Genomic DNA, 16,692 nt, shown 5'->3' on the forward strand with positions numbered 1-16,692 from the left:
CACCATATCCTGACGTTCATGCCCCTGCAGATCACTGGCGCGCTAGGCGACCCCGACCTCATCCGGCTCCCCTGGGACGTCCCGCTGGCCGACTGGCCCAAGCATCATCTGGTCGATCTGCCGCGCGGCATCTCCCGCCACGTCGTGCGGTTCGCCCGGCTCTCCGGCAAGGTCTACGCGATCAAGGAGATCAGCGAGCGGTACGCCAGGCGCGAGTACCAGCTCCTGTGGGACCTGGCCAGGCTGGACGCCCCGGCCGTCGAGCCCGTGGCGTACGTGACCGGCCGCGACGAGGGCCTGGACGCCGCGCTGATCACCCGGCACCTGCAGTTCTCGCTCCCCTACCGCGCCGTGATGTCCGGCACCCTGCGCCCCGACACGCTCACCCGCCTGCTCGACGCGCTCGCCGTGCTGCTGGTGCGCCTGCACCTGAACGGCTTCTACTGGGGCGACTGCTCGCTGTCCAACACGCTCTTCCGCCGGGACGCCGGCGCCTTCGCGGCCTACCTCGTGGACGCCGAGACCGGCGAGATGCACCCGATGATCAGCGAGGGCCAGCGGCTGACCGACATCGACGTGGCCCACACCAACATCTTCGGCGAGATGCTCGACCTGGAGGCCGGCGGGCTGCTGCACCCGTCGATCGACCCCATGGAGACCGCCGAGGACATCGTCACCCGCTACCACCGCCTGTGGGCCGAGATCACCGACAGCGAGATCATCGACGAGGTCGACTGGCACCGCGTGGAGCAGCGCATCCGCCGCCTGAACCTGCTCGGCTTCGACGTCGCCGAGATGATGGTGCGGCGCAAGGTCGGCACCGGCCGCCTGATCGTCCGGCCGAAGGTGGTGGACGCGGGCCACCACCAGCGCCGGCTGATCAGGCTGACCGGGCTCGACGTGGAGGAGAACCAGGCCCGGCGGCTGCTCAACGACCTGGACGGCTACCGGGTCGCCAAGGGCCTGCGCCACGAGGACGAGGCCATCGTCGCCCACCGCTGGCTCGCCGAGGTGTTCCACCCGACGGTCGACGACATCCCCGCCGCGCTGCGCGGCAAGCTGGAGCCCGCGCAGCTCTTCCACGAGATTCTCGACCACCGCTGGTACCTGTCGGAGGCGGCGGGCGGCGACGTCGGGCTGGCCACGGCGGTGAAGTCGTACGTGGACAACGTGCTGGTGCACAAGCCCGACGAGAAGGCGCTGCTGCCCGACGACCCGGACGAGGACGATCAGTAGGCGACCGTGATGCGGGTGCGCGGGTGGGCGTGCTCCTCCAGCTCGTCGGCGATCGCCACCGCGTAGTCCTCGGCGGTGATGAAGCTGCGGCCGTCGGCGTCGCTGAGCAGGTCGTCGCGGCCGATCCGGTAGACGCCGGTGCGCTCGCCGGGCGCGATCTCGGCGGCCGGCGAGACGTAGGTCCAGTCCAGGTCGGTCACCTCCCGGTAGAGCCCGAGCGCGGCCCGCGCGGCCCTGGCCTCCTTCTTGTAGATCTCCGGGAAGCCGGGCGTGTCGACCAGGTCGACGTCCGGGCCGGCCTTGAGGCTGCCCGCGCCGCCCACGACCAGCACCCGGCTCACCCCGGCGGCGCGCAGGCCGTCGATGAGGGCGCGGTTGGCGGCCAGGAACGGCGGCTCGGGCTCGGTGCCGTCGCGTGGCGGGGCGATGGCGCAGACGACGGCGTCGTAGCCCTCGGCGAGCGTGGCGGCGTCGTGGACGTCGCCCTTGACGGGACCGCGGCGGCTGACACCGGTGACGTCGTGGCCGCGGCCGGTGAGTTCGGTGACGATGCGCTGACCGATCATTCCGGTCGCGCCGAACACGAGGATCTTCATGAGAAGCACAGTATCCAATGGATACTGGTTACTTCATCGTGCTATAAGTACCTTATGGATACCGGTGATGCCTTCGACCCGAACTGCCCGACTCGGCTGGTCCTCGACCGGATCGGCGACAAGTGGTCGGTGCTGGTGCTGCTCAGCCTCAGCGACGGGCCGATGCGCTTCACCGTGCTCCGCGGGCGGATCGGCGGGGTCACGCCGAAGGTGCTCACGCAGACGCTGCGGGCCATGGAACTGGACGGGCTGATCACCCGCGAGGTCTTCGCCGAGGTGCCGCCGCGGGTGGAGTACGCGCTGACCGACCTCGGCCGCTCGCTGCACGCGCCGATCTCGGTGGTCGCGCGGTGGGCCGAGGACAACGTGCACGAAATTCTCCGCCATCGTGAAAAAACCTCGTGAATTGATCATATTTCCGCACGAGTGATGCTTTTCTTCGTCCTGGCCGTATAAAAACGTATCCCTCGGTAAATCGCGCGCCTTCTGATCTCTTGTGGCCCCCTACGCTTTCCCCGTCCCACGACGGAGGGAGGCTTGCGGTGCTGGGAGTGGACACCTGCCTGGCGGAGGTCATGTCGATACCGGGCGCGCTCGACGCCATGCTGGTCGACGGCACGAGCGGCATGGCGGTCGCCTTCAGCAGCGCGTCCGGCGTGGACGCCGACAGGTCCGCCGCGGCGCTGACCGAGGCGCTGCGCGCCACCACCGACGGGCTGACCCGGACGTGCCCCGGCGAGATCGTGCGCATCGACGACATGCTCGTCACCACCGACCGGGGGCACCACCTGCTCCGGCTGCTGGAGACGGTCTTCGAGGGGCCGCTGGTCATCTACGTCCGGCTCGACCCGGAACGGTCGAACCTGGCCCTGGCCCGTTACCGCCTGCGGGCCATCTCCGACCTGCTGACCACCTGAGCCATGGCCGCGCTCGACTCACTCCTCGCCGGACTCGCCCGCGAACGCGCGACGGGGGCGCTCCGCCTGGGCAGGAACGGCACGATCTACCTGTCGGACGGGCGCGTGACGTACATGGAGTGCGCCCAGACGCCGGGCGTCGAGCGGCTGTTCGCGGCCAGGGGACGGGTGCCGGAGTCGGCCCTGCGCGCCCTGCAGGCCGACGGCGGCCGCGCCCGGCTGCTCCAGGAGGGCCCGGTCACCCTGGCCGAGCTCCAGTACGCCGTGCTCGGCGTGGTCCAGGACGCCGCCTTCTTCCTGCTGCCGGTGACCGGCGTGCGGCCGAAGTTCCGGCCCGGGGAGGAGCACTGGCTGGGCGGCCAGTGGTTCTTCGACGTCGAGGAGCTGGTGCGGGAGTCGGCCCGCCGCCGGGAGCAGCTGGCCGACATCTGGCCCTCGCCGGAGGTGGACACCCAGCCCGTGCGGCCGGTGCCGCGCCTTCCCGGGCACGGGGTTGCGCTCAGCCAGGTGCAGTGGGAGGTCGTCGTACGGGCCGACCACAAGGCGACCCCGCTGGAGCTGGCCCGGCACCTGGGCCGGTCGGGATACGCGGTGCTGCTGGCCGTCAGGAGGCTGGCCGCCGCCGGCCTCCTCGTCCCGCCGGACCCGGGGCGGCCCGCGCAACGCCGTCCGGACGACGGGGACGCGCTGCCCAGGCGGGTGCCGGGCCCGGTGCCCGTTCCCGCCGGGAACGGGCGGGCGGGGGCGGCCGCCGGGCCGGTGCCGACGGGCGACCCGACCGATCTGACGCTGCTGCTGCGGCTGAAGAAGGCGCTGGAGGAGATGCCGTGAGGTTCCCCTCACGACGCGGGAGGAGGCCACCCGTGGAGCTACGGCAAGAGGTCCTGGCAGAGATGGAGCTCCTGCGCGGCCGCACGCCGGACGTCACCGGCAGCGTCGCGTGCACCGTCGACGGCCTGCGGATCGCCTGCGACCTGCAAGGAGACACCGGCGAGCAGGTGGCGGCGCTGTCGGCGGCGCTGCTCGCGATGAGCGGCCGGATGCTGACCATGGCGGGCCGCGGGACGTTCGAGGAGACCCTCGTGTCCGGCACCGCCGGGTTCGTGGCCTTCTACGCCGCGGGCCCCACGATCGTCCTCACGGTTCTGGCGGGACCCGGCGCCAACGTCGGGCTCCTCCGGCTGGAGGGCAGGAAGACGGCGGCCGCCGTGGCCGCCGTGGCACGCAAACACTGACCATCCCCACCGAAGCGGAGGAAAGCATGGCAGGCATGGACGTCTCCCTCAAAGAGATGATGAGCATCGACGGCACGATCGGCGCGGCGATCGTCGACCACGGCAGCGGCATGGCGCTCGGCACGCTCGGCGGCTCGAAGGAGCTGGACCTGCAGGTCGCGGCGGCGGGCAACACCGAGGTCATCAAGGCCAAACTGCGCACGATGGACTCGCTGGGCCTCAAGGACGGCATCGAGGACATCCTGATCACGCTGACCGCCCAGTACCACATCATCCGGCCGCTGACCGGCCGCAGCGGCAAGGGCCTGTTCCTGTACCTGGCCCTCGACCGCAACCGGGCCAACCTGGCCCTGGCCCGGCACATGCTCAAGGTCATCGAGGAGAAACTGGAGCTCTGAGCGCCGTCCCACGGTTCACGGCGGGTCGGGACGGCGGGGTCCGGCGGCGGGTCACGCGGCGGGGTCAGGTGGCGGGCTGCGGCCGCGCAGGCGCCGCCGAGCCGGTGTGGGCGGTGATCTCGGCGACGATCGCGGGCCAGAGGGCGCGGGGCAGGTCGTGGCCCATGCCCGGGTAGGTGACCAGGCGGGCGCCCGGGATGGCGGCGGCCGTGGCCCGCCCGCCGGCGAGCGGCACGAGCTGGTCGTCCTCGCCGTGGATGACCAGCGCGGGCACCGTCAGCCCGCCCAGCGCGGACGTGCGGTCGCCCGAGGCCATGATGGCGGCGAGCTGGCGGGCCGTGCCGGCCGGGTCGTGGCAGCGGTCGAAGGCGAGCCCGGCCAGCCTGGTGACGCGTTCGCGGTCCAGCTCCCAGCCGGGGGACCCGAGCACGGCCCAGGTCGTCAGCGCGCCGGCGACGACCCCCTCGCGGTCGGTCGCGGGCTTGGCGAAGAGCACCGCGGCGGCCGCCTCGGTCGGCGGGGCCGCCTGCGGGCTGGGCGTGGACATGATCGAGGTCAGGCTCAGCACCCGGGCGGGGTGCCGGATGGCCAGCGCCTGGGCGATCATCCCGCCCATCGAGGCGCCGACGACGTGCGCGGCGGGCAGGCCCAGGACGTCCATGAGCCCGGCGCTGTCGTCGGCCAGGTCGTCCAGCACGTACGGCGAGGGCGCGCCCCATGCGGGCACGCCCTCGTCGTGGAGATGGGTGGACAGGCCCGCGTCGCGGTTGTCGAACCTGACGACGTGGTGCCCCTGCTCGGCCAGGAGTTCGCAGAACTCGTCGTCCCAGTGGATGAGCTGGGCGCCGAGTCCCATGATGAGCAGGAGGGGCCTGCCCGCGGGTGAGCCGAAGCTCTCGTAGGCGATCTCGATGCCGTTGGCGGCTGCGCGCTGGATCACAGCGACCAGAATGTCATTCTGGTCGCGAGGCGTAAAGAGCGGTCTGTCCGCAGATCAGTCGTTGAGGAGCTTGCGCAGGCGCTCGCCGCCGAGCACCACGCCGCCGCCGGCCAGCACCAGCACGCCGGCCATCACGGTGCCGCCCATCGCGACGGTCTTCCCGACCTGGCCGCCGGCCGAACCGGCCGCGTCCTCGGCGTTGTCGGCGGGCTCGTCGGCCAGCACCTTGGGGGGCTCGGCGGGGTTGGCGTCGAACCTGCTCCACGCGCCGCTGGAGAAGGCCACGGGGTAGTTCTTCTTGCCCTTGCCGTCGCCCCACTTGGTGATGACGTAGTCGATCTTGATGTGGCCCCGGCCGCCGTTGCCGTCCACGCCGAGCGTGTCGGGGTTGAAGGTGCCGCCGGTCAGCTCGGCGAAGGTCTTGGCGTCGAGGTCGAGCATGACGCCACGGCTGGAGGGCTCGCCGGGGCCGCGGTCGCCCACGAAGAACGGCATCTTCTTGCCGTTGTAGGTCACGTAGCCCTCGGTCATGAGGGGCCAGCTCGGGCTGGCGGCCAGGCCCTTCTGCATGGGCTTGCCGCTGGCGGGGAGGCCGGTGTCGCCGGCCCGGCCGGAGGAGTCGTCCCAGAAGTAGGAGGCCTTCGTGGAACCCTTGAGCAGGATCTTCTGGTCGTCGCCGGTGTCGGCGTGGGCGCCGGTGGCGGAGATCGTCAGCGCGCCCATGGCGGACACGGACAACAGGGCGAGAGAGCGCAGGCCAAATCGAGACATGAAGCAGTGAAGTCCTTCGCGAGGGGACAGGGGGAACGCGCGTGACTACGGTGCGTAACCGGGCAGAGCGCCGAAGAGGTGGTTACGCGGCGCGTGGGGGAAGTCAGGGAAGAGACCGCTCAGCAGGCGGTCGTCACTACACTGTCCGGGGGTACGACGAGGTGGTACATGCGTGAAGTCCTCTCCATCTCGCCTACCGGGTTAGCTGACGGGTTCGGGCGTGGAGATGCCCTACCGGCACGTGGCCGGATTCACCCCAATGAGATGGGTCCCCGGTTCCCGACGAGTCGGGATTCGGCGCCAGCTGTCGCCCCTCTCCTGGTAGGGACTACGCCACCAGCTGGTAATTGGTTAAGACCGTACCCAGAGATTCGGACAAATACAAACGAATCGTCATGAACCGGGTAAAGATCTACCTATCGCGGTAAAGAGAAAGGGGGCACGGCATGCCGTACCCCCTGCTAAAACGGGCCTTTCAGCCGCCGCTCTTGCGCCTGAAGGATCTTTTACTCGCTGCCGGACCGTGCGCCCCGTGGATCTTCGACGGGTCGACGCCCCTGCCACCCGCGGCCGAGTCGGCCTGCTGCCCGCGCTTGCGTTCCAACGCCTCGCGGAACTTGCGCTTCATCTCGTCCTCGGGAGTCTCGCTGACTTCCGGCTCCGGTGTTTCCGCCATGAGGACCTCCTGGTTCTGGGGACATCCACAGCTTCGCACGACGTCGCTTACGACGCGAAACCGGCCTCCACTCTGCTTTCCGCCGCGGGCGCCTGCTCCAGCCGCCTGCCGGGCATCATGACCAGCGCGACCAGGGCGATCACCGCGCCCGCCACGCCCAGCGACGGGATGACCACGGCCGCCGCCGAGGCGTGCGCGGCCGCGAGCCCGTGGACCGGCGCGTCCGTGGTGATGACCGACGTGTACGCGGTGCCGGCCAGCGCCAGCGCCACCGAGCCGCCGATCTGCCGGAAGAAGGTGAGGTTGGCCGAGGCCGTGCCGATGTACCGCGGCGCGACGGCCTGCTGCACGGCCACGGTCAGCCCCGACAGCATCGGCCCCATGCCGAGCCCGAGCAGCGCCATCCACCCGGCCAGCAGCAGGCCGTCGGTGCGCACGGTGAGGTTCAGGCACAGCAGGCTGCCGGCCGCCAGCAGGAACGGCGCCCCGACCAGCCACGGCTTGTACGTGCGCGTCCTGGACATCAGCGTGCCCATGAGCGCGCTGCCCGCCACCATGGCCAGCGTCATCGGGTAGATCCTCAGCCCGGACTCGGTGGCGCTGACGCCCAGCGCCTGCTGGAAGTAGCGCGGCAGGAACACCACGCCGGCGTACATGCAGAAGGCGGTGACGAAGGAGGTCGCGTTGACCAGCGTGTACGTGCGGTCCCGGAACAGGTGCATCGGCATGACCGGGTTCGCCGCCCGCAGTTCGACCAGCACGAACGCGGCCAGCAGGACCAGCGCCAGCAGGATCGGCCCGGCCACGGGCGGGGACGTCCAGGCGTTGCCGTCCAGGCCCTTCTCGGTCAGGCCGAGCAGCAGGGCGCTGATGGCCACGCTGAACACGGCGATGCCCGCGTAGTCCGGCCGGCCTTCGCCGCCGGTGCCCGGACGGAACGGCAGCCGCAGCACCACGATCGCGATCAGCACGATCCCGAGCGGCACGTTCACGTAGAACGCCCACCGCCAGCTCGCGTGGTCGGTGAACAACCCGCCCAGGAAGGGCCCGGCCAGGTACGTCAAAGCCATCACGCCGCCGAGTGCGCCCTGCACGCGGGCGCCGTTGCGTCCGGGCGGGAACATCTCCATCACCAGGGCCAGCGACAGCGGCAGCAGCGCGCCCGCGCCCAGCCCCTGCACGGCGCGGAAGGCGATGAGCTGGGTCATGTCCTGGGCGAGCCCGCACAACGCCGATCCGACGACGAACACCGACATCCCGACGAGCAGCAGCGGCTTCCTGCCGTGCTGGTCGGAGAGCCGGCCGTACAGCGGCACGGTCACAGTGGAGGTGAGCAGATACGCCGTGACCACCCAGGTGTAGAGCCGGGTGCCGCCCAGTTCGCCGGTGATGCGGGGCAGCGCGGTGCCGACGATCGTCTGGTCGAGCATCGCCAGGAACATGCCGCCGAGCACCGCCAGCAGCACCAGGCCGTTCCCCTTGGCCTTCATGTCATTAGTCACAGGTGAAGATTGATATGTAAGCGCTGACATGTCAAGCCTTCGCTATGCTGGCGGACATGTCCCTGCGGATCGCGCTCCTCGGCCTGCTCGCCACCAAAGGCCCGGCCAGCGGCTACGACCTGGCCAAGAAGTTCGAGCACTCGCTCAACCACGTCTGGCAGGCGGGGCACACGCAGATCTATCCGGAGCTGGTCAAGATGGCCGCCGACGGCCTGGTGACCGTCGAGCACGAGGGCGCCAGGGGCCGCAAGATCTACGCCGTCACCGCCGAGGGCCGCGCGCTGGTCACCGAGTGGCTGGTCGGCCACGACCCGTCGGCGACCGTGCGCAGCGAGACCGCCCTCCAGGCGTTCCTGCTGGCCCTGCTCGACACCGAGCAGGCCGTCGCCGTCGTCGAGCGCATCAAGGGCCACTTCCAGGCCCGTCTCGCGGTGCTCGACTGCCAACCCGGTGGGCTGTTCGGCAGGTACGCGCTCTCCCTCGGCCTGCACCAGGCGCGCTCCGGCATCGAGTGGGCCGACGAGACCCTGGCCGCACTGCGGCGCGAAGGGTAAAACGGAACTCTGCGGTTCCTGGTGTTGCGTTGGAGAAGCGCCGGATATACACCCAGGCATGATGCTCAACCTCCCAGTACGGCGATGAGCCTCCTGGGTCGTGACCTGGCGATCGACCTCGGCGCGGCCGGCACGAGGATCTACGCCAAGGGCAGGGGCATCGTGCTGGACGAGCCGTCGGTCGTCCTGCGCGACAGGCAGACGGGCAAGGTCCTCGCCTTCGGCGCCGAGGCCGTGAACGGCGCGGACGGCCCCGCCGGCGCGGACGGCGAGGCGTACTGGCCGATCAGCGACGGCCTGCCCCAGGACGGCGAGCTCGCCCGGCGCATGATCAGGCACTTCCTGCGCAAGGTGCACCGGCACCCCTTCCCCCGGCCGCGCCTGGTGATGGCCGTGCCCGACGAGTTCACCCCGATCGAGCGGGTGGCGCTGCGCGACGCCGGCTTCGAGGCGGAGGCCCGCGGGATCCTGCTGGTCAAGCACGCCATCGCGGCCGCGCTCGGCGCGGGCCTGCCGGTGCGCGACGGCTCCGGGCACATGGTCGTCGACATCGGCCGGGACGCCGCCAGGGTCGCCGTGCTCTCCTGCGGGGCTGTGGTCGCCGCCGGAACCGTGCGCGGCGGCGGGAGCGCCGTGACCCGGGCCGTCGCCCGCCTGGTCGAGGACGAGCACGGCCTGCTGGCCGACGAGCGCGAGGCCGAGTCGGCCAAGCTGCGCGCGACGCGGGAGCCGACGGGGAACGTGCTGATCCGCGGCCGGGACGCCGGCACCGGCGAGGAGCGCGCGGTGGCGCTGCCCGCGGCGCGCGTCCGCGAGGCGGCCGTCCAGTCGGTCGAGCACATCGTGCGGGCCGCCGAGCACACCATGGAACGCTGCCCGCCCGAGCTGACCGCCGACCTGGGCGAGCGCGGCATGGTGCTGGTCGGCGGCGGCGCGCTGCTGCCCGGCCTGCGCCGGCGGCTGGAGGAGGGGCTGTCCATGCCGGTGCGGCGCGCGGAGCGGCCCGGCGACTCGGTGGCCCTGGGGCTCGGACGCTGCGTGGAGGACCTGGGGCTGATCGCCAAGCTGAGGCGCCGGTGAGCGACCTGTTCGACCTGGGGGTCTCCGTCGCCGACAAGACCGTCAGGACGATCGCCGTCTACGTGACGATCGCCGTGCTGCTCCGCATCGCCGGCAAGCGCGGCATCGCGCAGCTCAACAACTTCGACTTCGTGGTCATGCTGCTGATGAGCAACGTCGTGCAGAACGCGATCATCGGCCCGGACAACTCGCTGGTCGGCGGCCTGGTGGGCGTGGTGATCCTGGTGGCGGTCAACTCGGTCGTGGTGCGGCTGGCGGCGACCGTGCCCTCGGTCGGCAGGGTGTTCGAGGGCACGCCGGTCGTCCTGGCCCGCGACGGGCACTTCATCCCCTCGGCGCTGCGCCGGATGGGCGTCCGGCAGGCCGACCTCAACGTGATGCTCCAGCTCCGGGGGGCCGAGAGCGTCAGCGACACCGACCTGGTGCGCCTGGAGCCCGGCGGCTCGCTCCTGGTCCGCCTGCGCCCCGAGGAGGAGGAAGCCGAACGCGGCGACCTGGAGGACCTGTGCCGGCGCCTCGACCGCATAGAACGCAAGCTGGACGAGCTGAGAACCGGCCCCTCCTGAGAATGCGCGGCCGGACGGCATTTTGAAATCGGCCATTAATATTGCGTTAATCCCGCTGCGCGCGGAATTGATCTCCGATATCGTCCCAACGTGCGCCTGGCTGGTCGCTCGGTCGTGATGTCCGCGGTGCTGTTATGTGTCGCGGTCGCGGCAGCCTGTACCTCCGGCCGCCAGTCCTCCTTCGAGGAGGCGGCCAGGCAGCTCACCGCCGACACCGACACCCTGCTCACCAGCGCCGCGCTGCACGTGTCGCCGGCCGGCCGCTCCGACGAGACCGAAGACCGCTCGTGCGTGCCCGGCCAGGTGCGCCGGCTCGTCCGGGCCGAGGGCGAGGCCGCCGACGCCCCCGACGGCCTGCTGCACACCCTCCAGGACATGGGCTACGACCAGATCGTCGAGGATCTCGACCTGCGTGACGAGACCCCGGTCGTCTCCGTCGTGCGCAACCCCCGGACGAACCTGACGTTCGAGCTCACCGTGCTCGAGGGGCCGAACGTCAGGATCGTCGGCAGGACGACCTGCTACTCCCCCGCCCCCGAGGCCGCCCCACCCTCCTCCGAGCGCCTGTCTCAGGGCGCCGACAGCGCCTCCGTCGGCGACAGCCGGGAGGCGCGCACGGCCGGGTAGAGCCCCGCCACCGCGCCGATGAGCAGCGTGGCCGCCAGGCCCCCGACGGTCGCCCACGCGGGCACCACGGCCGGCCACCCGCGGGACAAGGCGTAGCCGGCGGTGACGCCGGCCCCCAGCAGGATCCCGCCCGCGCCGCCCAGCGCGGACAGCAGCAGCGACTCGGCGAGGAACTGGGTGCGGATCTGGCCGCGCGTCGCGCCGAGCGACCGGCGCAGGCCGATCTCCGCGCGGCGCTCCAGCACCGAGATGACCATCGTGTTGGCCACGCCGACGCCGCCCACGAGCAGCGCCACCGCCCCGACGCCGAGCAGCAGCCCGGCGAAGGCCTGGCTGGTCGCCTGCTTGGCGGCCAGCGCGTCGGACGGGCGGGAGACGTCCACCTCGTTGGGCGCCTCGGGGTTGGCCGTGCCGGCCAGGACCGACCGCACGTCCTCCAGCCGCGCCTCCTGCGAGCGGGTGTAGAGCGTGGTCGGATGCCCGTCGAAGTCCAGCCTGGACTCCGCGACCGGCCAGCCGACCAGGGCCGCGCTGTTCAGCTCCTCGGCCAGGGGCACCGGGTCGAGCAGCCCGACCACCGTGAACCGGATGCCGCCGATCACCACCTGCGTGTCGGGGGTGACCGTGCCGATGCCGAGCCGCTGGGCGGCGGCCGAGCCGAGCACGACGGCCGGGTAGCGTTCGGTGGCCGCGTTGAGCCAGGCGCCGCGGCGGACCGTCGCGCCCACGGTCGGCAGCAGGTCGAGGCGGGCGGCGATGGTGACCAGGCCGTTGGTCTGGGGCGCCGGGATCTCCTCGCTCCGGTAGACCTTGGCCGCGGCCACCTTGCCCGTGGACGACACCGACTCCACCGGGCCGATGCGCTCGATCATCGCCTCGGCGTCCATCGGCATCTGGGCCGCCTCGCCCATGAGCGTGGTGCCGGAGGAGACGGTGAGCAGGTTCGTGCCCAGCGCGGACAGCGTACGGTCCAGCTCGGCGCTGGAGGAGGACGAGATCCCGACCACGCCGATCATCGCGGCGATGCCGATCGCGATGCCGAGCGCCGACAGGAACGCCCGCAGCGGGCGCGTACGCAGGCCGACCGCGCCCACGCGCAGCACGTCGCGCGGGCGCATCCTGGCCGGTGAGAGCCTGGGACGCTCCAGGGTCGCCATCACGCCACCTCGGATTCGACGGGCTCGCGCACGCACCGGCCACCGTCCTCCTCGCCGTTCCCGGCCCGCTGCCGGTCGCGCGCTGAGCTCTGGCCGGAGTCGGAGACGATCCGGCCGTCCCGCATGCTGACCTGGCGGGGCAGGCCGGCGGCGATCTCCCGGTCGTGGGTGATGATCACGATGGTGGTGCCGCTCCCGTTCAGCTCGTGCAGCAGGTCCATCACGCCGGCGCCCGACACCGAGTCCAGCGCGCCGGTGGGCTCGTCGGCCAGCAGCAGCGGCGGGTCGCCGGCCACCGCCCTGGCGATGGCCACGCGCTGCCGCTCGCCGCCGGACAGCTCGTGCGGCTCGTGGTCGACGCGGTGCCCGAGACCGACGCGGCGCAGCGCCGTCCCGGCCCGGCGGCGGCGTTCGGCCAGGGGCAGGCCGGTGTAGATCAGGCCGTCGGCCACGTTGTCCAGGGCGGTGACCTTGGCGGCCAGGTGGAAGTGCTGGAAGACGAAGCCGATCGTGGTCGCGCGCAGGGCCGAGAGCTGGTTGTCCGACAGCTTGGAGACGTCGTGGCCGTCGATCTCGACGCGGCCCGCCGACGGGCGGTCGAGCGTGCCGACGATGTTGAGCATCGTGGACTTGCCCGAGCCCGACGGGCCGACGATGGCGACCAGTTCGCCGTGCCGGACCTCCAGCGACACCGAGTCCAGCGCGGCCACCCCACCGGGATAGCTCCTGGACACGCCGGTCAGCACGATCATGGCCCGCCCGGCGTCCGCGACCCGGCCCGTGGGGCGTTCTGAGGGGTTCGCAGCGTACGTCATTGCGGGATTCCCACTGTCATGCCGTCGGTGAGCCCGTCGCCGGAGATCTCGACGCGGCCACCGGCGAACAACCCGGTCCGCACGGCGACGTACCGCGACCGGCCGCCCTCCACCACCTCCACCCCGAACCCGCCCTCCCGCAACGCGACCAGCGCCGACACCGGCACGGTCAGCACGCCCCTCCGCCGGTCGGCGGTGAACGTCACCTTCACCGCCGCCCGGTCCAGCCCCTTGGCCGCCTTGGCGTTCCCCAGCGAGACCTGCACCTCCAGGCGGGTCTCCGGGTCGGCGTTCTGCCCGTCGCCGGGCTTGATGATCGTGGCCATCTCGGTGATCCGGCCGGTCACGTCCTTGCCGTCCGGCATCGTGACCGAGACCTTGGCGCCCTTCCTGGCCATCCGCTGGTCCTCTGCGGCCAGTTCGGCGGTGACGACCTTCTTCGTGCCCGTGTAGGTGAGGATCTTCTGGCCGGGGGCGGTGGGCTGGCCCTGCTCCGCCTCCAGGCTCTCCACCCGGACCTTGCCGGGGGCGAAGACGACCCGTCCCAGCTCGACCACGCCGGTCTCGTCGAGGCCGCGGTCCTCCTGCCACTCCCGCACCGCCTGGGCGGTGTCGTAGGTGTACTCGTCGTCCACGGTGAAGCCGTCGTAGCCCAGTTCGCGCAGGTTGCGCTCCAGGTTCCGCACGTCCTTGCCCTCGCTGCCGATCCGCAGGTCGCGGTAGGCGGGGGTGGTGCCGTACAGGAGCATGACCGGCTTGTTGTCCAGGCGGTACAGGGACCGGCCGCGGGTGATCCGGTCGCCGCTGTCGGGGAGCCAGGTGAGGGTGCCGGGCTTCCTGGCCATGGCCGTGGTGACCGGGCCGTAGCCGAGCTCGCCGTCGGCGTCCCTGGTGTCGTTGAGCGTCTGGCGGGTGACCGGGGTGGTGGCCGGGGGCAGCGCGCCGGCCGACGCGGACGGGGCGGCGCCGCCGTCCAGCACCCCGCCGGGGTTGACCGCCAGGACCGCCGCCCCCGCGACGGCGGCCACCCCCACCAGGGCGAGGACCGTCCGCCCGCCGCCGCGGCGGCGGGCGCGGGGGGAAGGGGCGTCCGGGTCGGCCTTCTCGTCGATGGCGGCCGTGCCCATCAAGAACCCCCCTGTCCTCCGCCGATGTTCATCCGGCACTTCTCCTGCGCGGCCTTGAAGTCGGGGTCCTCGCCGACCTCGGGCGTGATGCGCACCATGCCGCCCTCGGGGTCGGGGAACGCCTCCACGCCGTTGTCCCGCATGCACTGCGCCTGCTTGCGCATGTCCTCGGCCTGCTTGGGGTCGCCGCCCTTGCCCAGGTTCATGCCCGGGGGCTGGAGCGCCTTGCATGCCTCCATGGCCTTGTGGACCTTCTCCGGTCCGCCGGAGCCCTTGTCGAACTTCATCTGGAGCCGGCCGTCCGGGCCGGGGTCGGCGATGTCCAGGCCCTGTTCGCGCAGGCAGGTGGTGTACTTCACGGCCTGCGCGTTGCGGTCGGCGGTGGCCGTGGCGCCGGCCGTCGGCTTGGCGCCGGTGCCGGTCACCGACGCCACGTCCGATCCGCCTTCCTGGGCGCCGCACGCCGTCAGGAACAGCGCGGCCGCGGCCAGCGCCATGAGGGATCGTCCTCGCATGATTTCTCCTCCGTCGAAAAGCCGGTGGCCTTACGAGGGGAGATGCAATACGCGGAGGTGTTTCCCCAGCGTTTCCGTCTCCGGCTTATCCGGATCAAATGCCGGCCGCGCAAGAATCAAGCCGGAGGTGCGCGATGCGGGTGCTGGTGGTGGAGGACGGGCGCGTGCTCGCCGGCGCGATCGCCGAATGGCTGCGCGACGAGACCCACGCGGTCGATCTCGCGCACGACGGCGCGGCGGCGCTGGAGCGGATCGCGGTCAACGACTACGACGTGGTCGTCCTGGACCGCGACCTGCCGCGCGTGCACGGCGACGACGTGTGCAGGGAGCTGGTCGCCTCCGAGTCCGACGCGCGGGTGCTGATGCTCACGGCCGCCGCCCAGCTCGACGACCGGGTCAGCGGGCTGTCCATCGGCGCCGACGACTACCTGTCCAAGCCGTTCGCCTTCCCCGAGCTGGCCGCGCGCGTCCTGGCGCTGGGACGGCGCTCGCGCCCGGCCACTCCCCCGGTGCTGCGCCGGGCCGGGATCACGCTCGACCCCGGGCGCCGGGAGGTGTTCAGGAACGGGCGGTTCGTGCCGCTGTCGAAGAAGGAGTTCGCCGTCCTGGCCGAGCTGATGCGGGCGCAGGGCACGGTCGTCTCGGCCGAGCACCTGCTGGAGAAGGCGTGGGACGAGCACGCCGACCCGTTCACCGGCGCGGTGCGGCTGACGATACTCAAGCTGCGCCGCAAGCTGGCCGACCCGCCGGTGGTGGAGACGGTGCCGGGAGTGGGGTACCGGATCGCATGAAGCTGCCCCATCCCACTCTCAGGCTGCGCCTCACCCTCGTGTACGGCGCCCTGTTCCTGGTGGCGGGGCTGGCCCTGCTGGGCGTCACGTACCTGCTGTTCAACCAGCAGCTCGCGCAGTCCTTCGAGAACCGGTTCGTGACCAGTGACGGCATCCGCAAGAACGTGATCTTCCTCAAGCAGGACGGCGTCGAGCTGGTCGGCCCCGCCGCCGTCAACTGGATGCGGCAGCAGGAGGAAGGGGTGCGGGAGGCCGCCGTGACCTCGCTGCTCACCCAGGGCGCGATCGCGCTCGTCGTGGTGTGCGGGACCGCCATCGGGCTCGGCTGGGTGGTGGCCGGACGCGTGCTGGCCCCGCTGCACCTGGTGACCGAGGCCGCGCGCAGGATCGCCGCCGCCCCCATGGCCGAACGCGGCCTGCACGAGCGCATCGCGCTGGGCGGCCCCCCTGACGAGGTCAAGACGCTGGCCGACACGTTCGACACGATGGTGGAGCGGCTCGACCACTCCTTCGACGGCCAGCGCAGGTTCGTCGCGAACGCCTCCCACGAGCTGCGCACGCCCCTGACGCTCAACCGGGCCCTGGTGGAGCTGGCGATGCACCGGCGTACGGCCTCCGACGACGTCAAGGAGCTGGGCGAGAGCCTGCTGCAGATCAACGCCCGCCACGAGCGGCTGATCTCGGGCCTGCTGCTGCTGGCCCGCTCCGAGCAGGAGATCGCCGACCGCTCGCCGGTGGACCTGGCCGACATCGTCTCGCACGTGGTCGCCCAGACCGCCCGCGCCGCCGAGGAGGCGAACGTCGTCGTGAAGGAGGAGGCAGGGCCCGCCCCGACCGCGGGCGACGCGCTGCTGCTCGAACGGTTGGTGCACAACCTGGTCGAGAACGGCATCCGGCACAACATCGGCAGCGGCGGATGGGTCCGGGTGGTGAGCCGGACGGCGCCCGGCGGGCTCGCCGAGGTGGAGGTGGCCAACAGCGGGCCGACCGTGCCCCCGTACGACGTGCCGCTGCTGTTCAAGCCGTTCCACCGGCACGGCGCCGAACGGGTGGTCACCGGGATGAGCGCGGGGCTCGGGCTGTCGATCGTGCGCTCGGTCGCCGTCGCGCACGGAGGCGACGTGACGGCCCGCCCGCGCGAGGGCGGCGGCCTGGTGGTCACCGCCACCCTCCCGGCCGGCTGACCCGG

Annotated in this window: 21 protein-coding genes and 1 riboswitch; of the genes, 12 read left to right on the forward strand and 9 right to left on the reverse strand. The window is 71.8% G+C overall.

Annotated elements, in window-relative coordinates; translation table 11 throughout:
• Positions 1-18 precede the first annotated feature (18 nt).
• Positions 19-1,236 carry a DUF4032 domain-containing protein gene (locus ACIBST_RS15735; protein ID WP_397172221.1) on the forward strand — a complete coding sequence of 406 codons (1,218 nt, stop codon included), beginning with the start codon at positions 19-21 and terminating at the stop codon, positions 1,234-1,236.
• Here the strand turns inward: ACIBST_RS15735 and ACIBST_RS15740 are convergent.
• Positions 1,230-1,832 carry an NAD(P)H-binding protein gene (locus tag ACIBST_RS15740; protein WP_364330010.1) on the reverse strand — a complete coding sequence of 201 codons (603 nt, stop codon included), beginning with the start codon at positions 1,830-1,832 and terminating at the stop codon, positions 1,230-1,232. The genes ACIBST_RS15735 and ACIBST_RS15740 overlap by 7 nt on opposite strands.
• A gap of 54 nt (positions 1,833-1,886) precedes the next feature.
• On the opposite strand from ACIBST_RS15740, the gene ACIBST_RS15745 reads away from it, so the two are divergent.
• The 5 genes from ACIBST_RS15745 (at position 1,887) to ACIBST_RS15765 (ending at position 4,382) form a co-directional block, all read left to right on the forward strand.
• Positions 1,887-2,237, forward strand: a complete 351-nt coding sequence (locus tag ACIBST_RS15745; RefSeq protein WP_357998684.1) for a helix-turn-helix domain-containing protein — start codon at positions 1,887-1,889, stop codon at positions 2,235-2,237.
• A 137-nt stretch (positions 2,238-2,374) separates the two neighbouring features.
• A complete protein-coding gene (locus ACIBST_RS15750) occupies positions 2,375-2,749 on the forward strand; it encodes a roadblock/LC7 domain-containing protein (RefSeq protein ID WP_352352017.1) in 375 nt (124 codons plus the stop codon).
• A gap of 3 nt (positions 2,750-2,752) precedes the next feature.
• Entirely contained in the window at positions 2,753-3,580 is an 828-nt protein-coding gene (locus tag ACIBST_RS15755; RefSeq protein WP_397172224.1) for a DUF4388 domain-containing protein, read from the forward strand.
• A 32-nt stretch (positions 3,581-3,612) separates the two neighbouring features.
• A complete protein-coding gene (locus tag ACIBST_RS15760) occupies positions 3,613-3,984 on the forward strand; it encodes a roadblock/LC7 domain-containing protein (RefSeq protein ID WP_397172226.1) in 372 nt (123 codons plus the stop codon).
• A gap of 26 nt (positions 3,985-4,010) precedes the next feature.
• Entirely contained in the window at positions 4,011-4,382 is a 372-nt protein-coding gene (locus tag ACIBST_RS15765; protein WP_352352019.1) for a hypothetical protein, read from the forward strand.
• Between the two features lie 64 nt (positions 4,383-4,446).
• Here the strand turns inward: ACIBST_RS15765 and ACIBST_RS15770 are convergent, their stop codons facing one another.
• The 4 genes from ACIBST_RS15770 to ACIBST_RS15785 all read right to left on the reverse strand — a co-directional run bounded on the left by ACIBST_RS15770 (position 4,447) and on the right by ACIBST_RS15785 (position 8,271).
• Positions 4,447-5,322, reverse strand: coding sequence for an alpha/beta fold hydrolase (locus ACIBST_RS15770; protein ID WP_397172228.1), 876 nt, complete (start codon positions 5,320-5,322; stop codon positions 4,447-4,449).
• A 54-nt stretch (positions 5,323-5,376) separates the two neighbouring features.
• Positions 5,377-6,093: a hypothetical protein gene (locus ACIBST_RS15775; protein ID WP_397172229.1), complete on the reverse strand. Its 717-nt coding sequence runs from the start codon at positions 6,091-6,093 to the stop codon at positions 5,377-5,379.
• A gap of 175 nt (positions 6,094-6,268) precedes the next feature.
• Positions 6,269-6,403: riboswitch (cyclic di-AMP (ydaO/yuaA leader) on the reverse strand.
• Between the two features lie 165 nt (positions 6,404-6,568).
• Positions 6,569-6,769, reverse strand: a complete 201-nt coding sequence (locus ACIBST_RS15780; protein ID WP_352323331.1) for a DUF5302 domain-containing protein — start codon at positions 6,767-6,769, stop codon at positions 6,569-6,571.
• Positions 6,770-6,816: 47 nt separating this feature from the next.
• Positions 6,817-8,271, reverse strand: coding sequence for an MDR family MFS transporter (locus tag ACIBST_RS15785; protein ID WP_397172231.1), 1,455 nt, complete (start codon positions 8,269-8,271; stop codon positions 6,817-6,819).
• 56 nt (positions 8,272-8,327) lie between these two features.
• On the opposite strand from ACIBST_RS15785, the gene ACIBST_RS15790 reads away from it, so the two are divergent.
• The 4 genes from ACIBST_RS15790 to ACIBST_RS15805 all read left to right on the forward strand — a co-directional run bounded on the left by ACIBST_RS15790 (position 8,328) and on the right by ACIBST_RS15805 (position 11,098).
• Positions 8,328-8,825 carry a PadR family transcriptional regulator gene (locus ACIBST_RS15790; RefSeq protein WP_397172233.1) on the forward strand — a complete coding sequence of 166 codons (498 nt, stop codon included), beginning with the start codon at positions 8,328-8,330 and terminating at the stop codon, positions 8,823-8,825.
• Between the two features lie 84 nt (positions 8,826-8,909).
• Positions 8,910-9,905, forward strand: coding sequence for a rod shape-determining protein (locus ACIBST_RS15795; RefSeq protein ID WP_397172235.1), 996 nt, complete (start codon positions 8,910-8,912; stop codon positions 9,903-9,905).
• Positions 9,902-10,471 (forward strand): DUF421 domain-containing protein, encoded by a 570-nt coding sequence (locus ACIBST_RS15800; protein WP_397172236.1) that lies wholly within the window; start codon positions 9,902-9,904, stop codon positions 10,469-10,471. The genes ACIBST_RS15795 and ACIBST_RS15800 overlap by 4 nt, the downstream gene beginning before the upstream one ends.
• Before the next feature lie 90 nt (positions 10,472-10,561).
• Positions 10,562-11,098 carry a hypothetical protein gene (locus ACIBST_RS15805; RefSeq protein ID WP_397172237.1) on the forward strand — a complete coding sequence of 179 codons (537 nt, stop codon included), beginning with the start codon at positions 10,562-10,564 and terminating at the stop codon, positions 11,096-11,098.
• On the opposite strand, the gene ACIBST_RS15810 is transcribed toward ACIBST_RS15805, so the two are convergent.
• From ACIBST_RS15810 to ACIBST_RS15825, 4 genes are read right to left on the reverse strand one after another with little or no spacing between them, the layout of a single operon-like run.
• Positions 11,041-12,255 carry an ABC transporter permease gene (locus ACIBST_RS15810; protein ID WP_397172239.1) on the reverse strand — a complete coding sequence of 405 codons (1,215 nt, stop codon included), beginning with the start codon at positions 12,253-12,255 and terminating at the stop codon, positions 11,041-11,043. The genes ACIBST_RS15805 and ACIBST_RS15810 overlap by 58 nt on opposite strands.
• Positions 12,255-13,007 (reverse strand): ABC transporter ATP-binding protein, encoded by a 753-nt coding sequence (locus ACIBST_RS15815; protein WP_397172586.1) that lies wholly within the window; start codon positions 13,005-13,007, stop codon positions 12,255-12,257. Before ACIBST_RS15815 ends, ACIBST_RS15810 begins: the two co-directional genes overlap by 1 nt.
• Positions 13,008-13,066: 59 nt before the next feature.
• Positions 13,067-14,197 (reverse strand): efflux RND transporter periplasmic adaptor subunit, encoded by a 1,131-nt coding sequence (locus ACIBST_RS15820; protein WP_397172241.1) that lies wholly within the window; start codon positions 14,195-14,197, stop codon positions 13,067-13,069.
• Complete coding sequence (locus ACIBST_RS15825) at positions 14,197-14,712, reverse strand: hypothetical protein (RefSeq protein ID WP_397172243.1); 516 nt, start codon at positions 14,710-14,712, stop codon at positions 14,197-14,199. The genes ACIBST_RS15820 and ACIBST_RS15825 overlap by 1 nt, the downstream gene beginning before the upstream one ends.
• 134 nt (positions 14,713-14,846) lie before the next feature.
• Between ACIBST_RS15825 and ACIBST_RS15830 the strand changes: the two genes are divergently transcribed.
• On the forward strand, positions 14,847-15,503 hold the full coding sequence (locus ACIBST_RS15830) for a response regulator transcription factor (RefSeq protein WP_397172245.1): 657 nt from the start codon (positions 14,847-14,849) through the stop codon (positions 15,501-15,503).
• On the forward strand, positions 15,500-16,687 hold the full coding sequence (locus ACIBST_RS15835; RefSeq protein ID WP_397172246.1) for a sensor histidine kinase: 1,188 nt from the start codon (positions 15,500-15,502) through the stop codon (positions 16,685-16,687). The genes ACIBST_RS15830 and ACIBST_RS15835 overlap by 4 nt, the downstream gene beginning before the upstream one ends.
• The last annotated feature ends 5 nt before the right edge of the window (positions 16,688-16,692 follow it).

Source organism: Nonomuraea sp. NPDC049684, assembly GCF_044465345.1.
Classification (GTDB): domain Bacteria; phylum Actinomycetota; class Actinomycetes; order Streptosporangiales; family Streptosporangiaceae; genus Nonomuraea.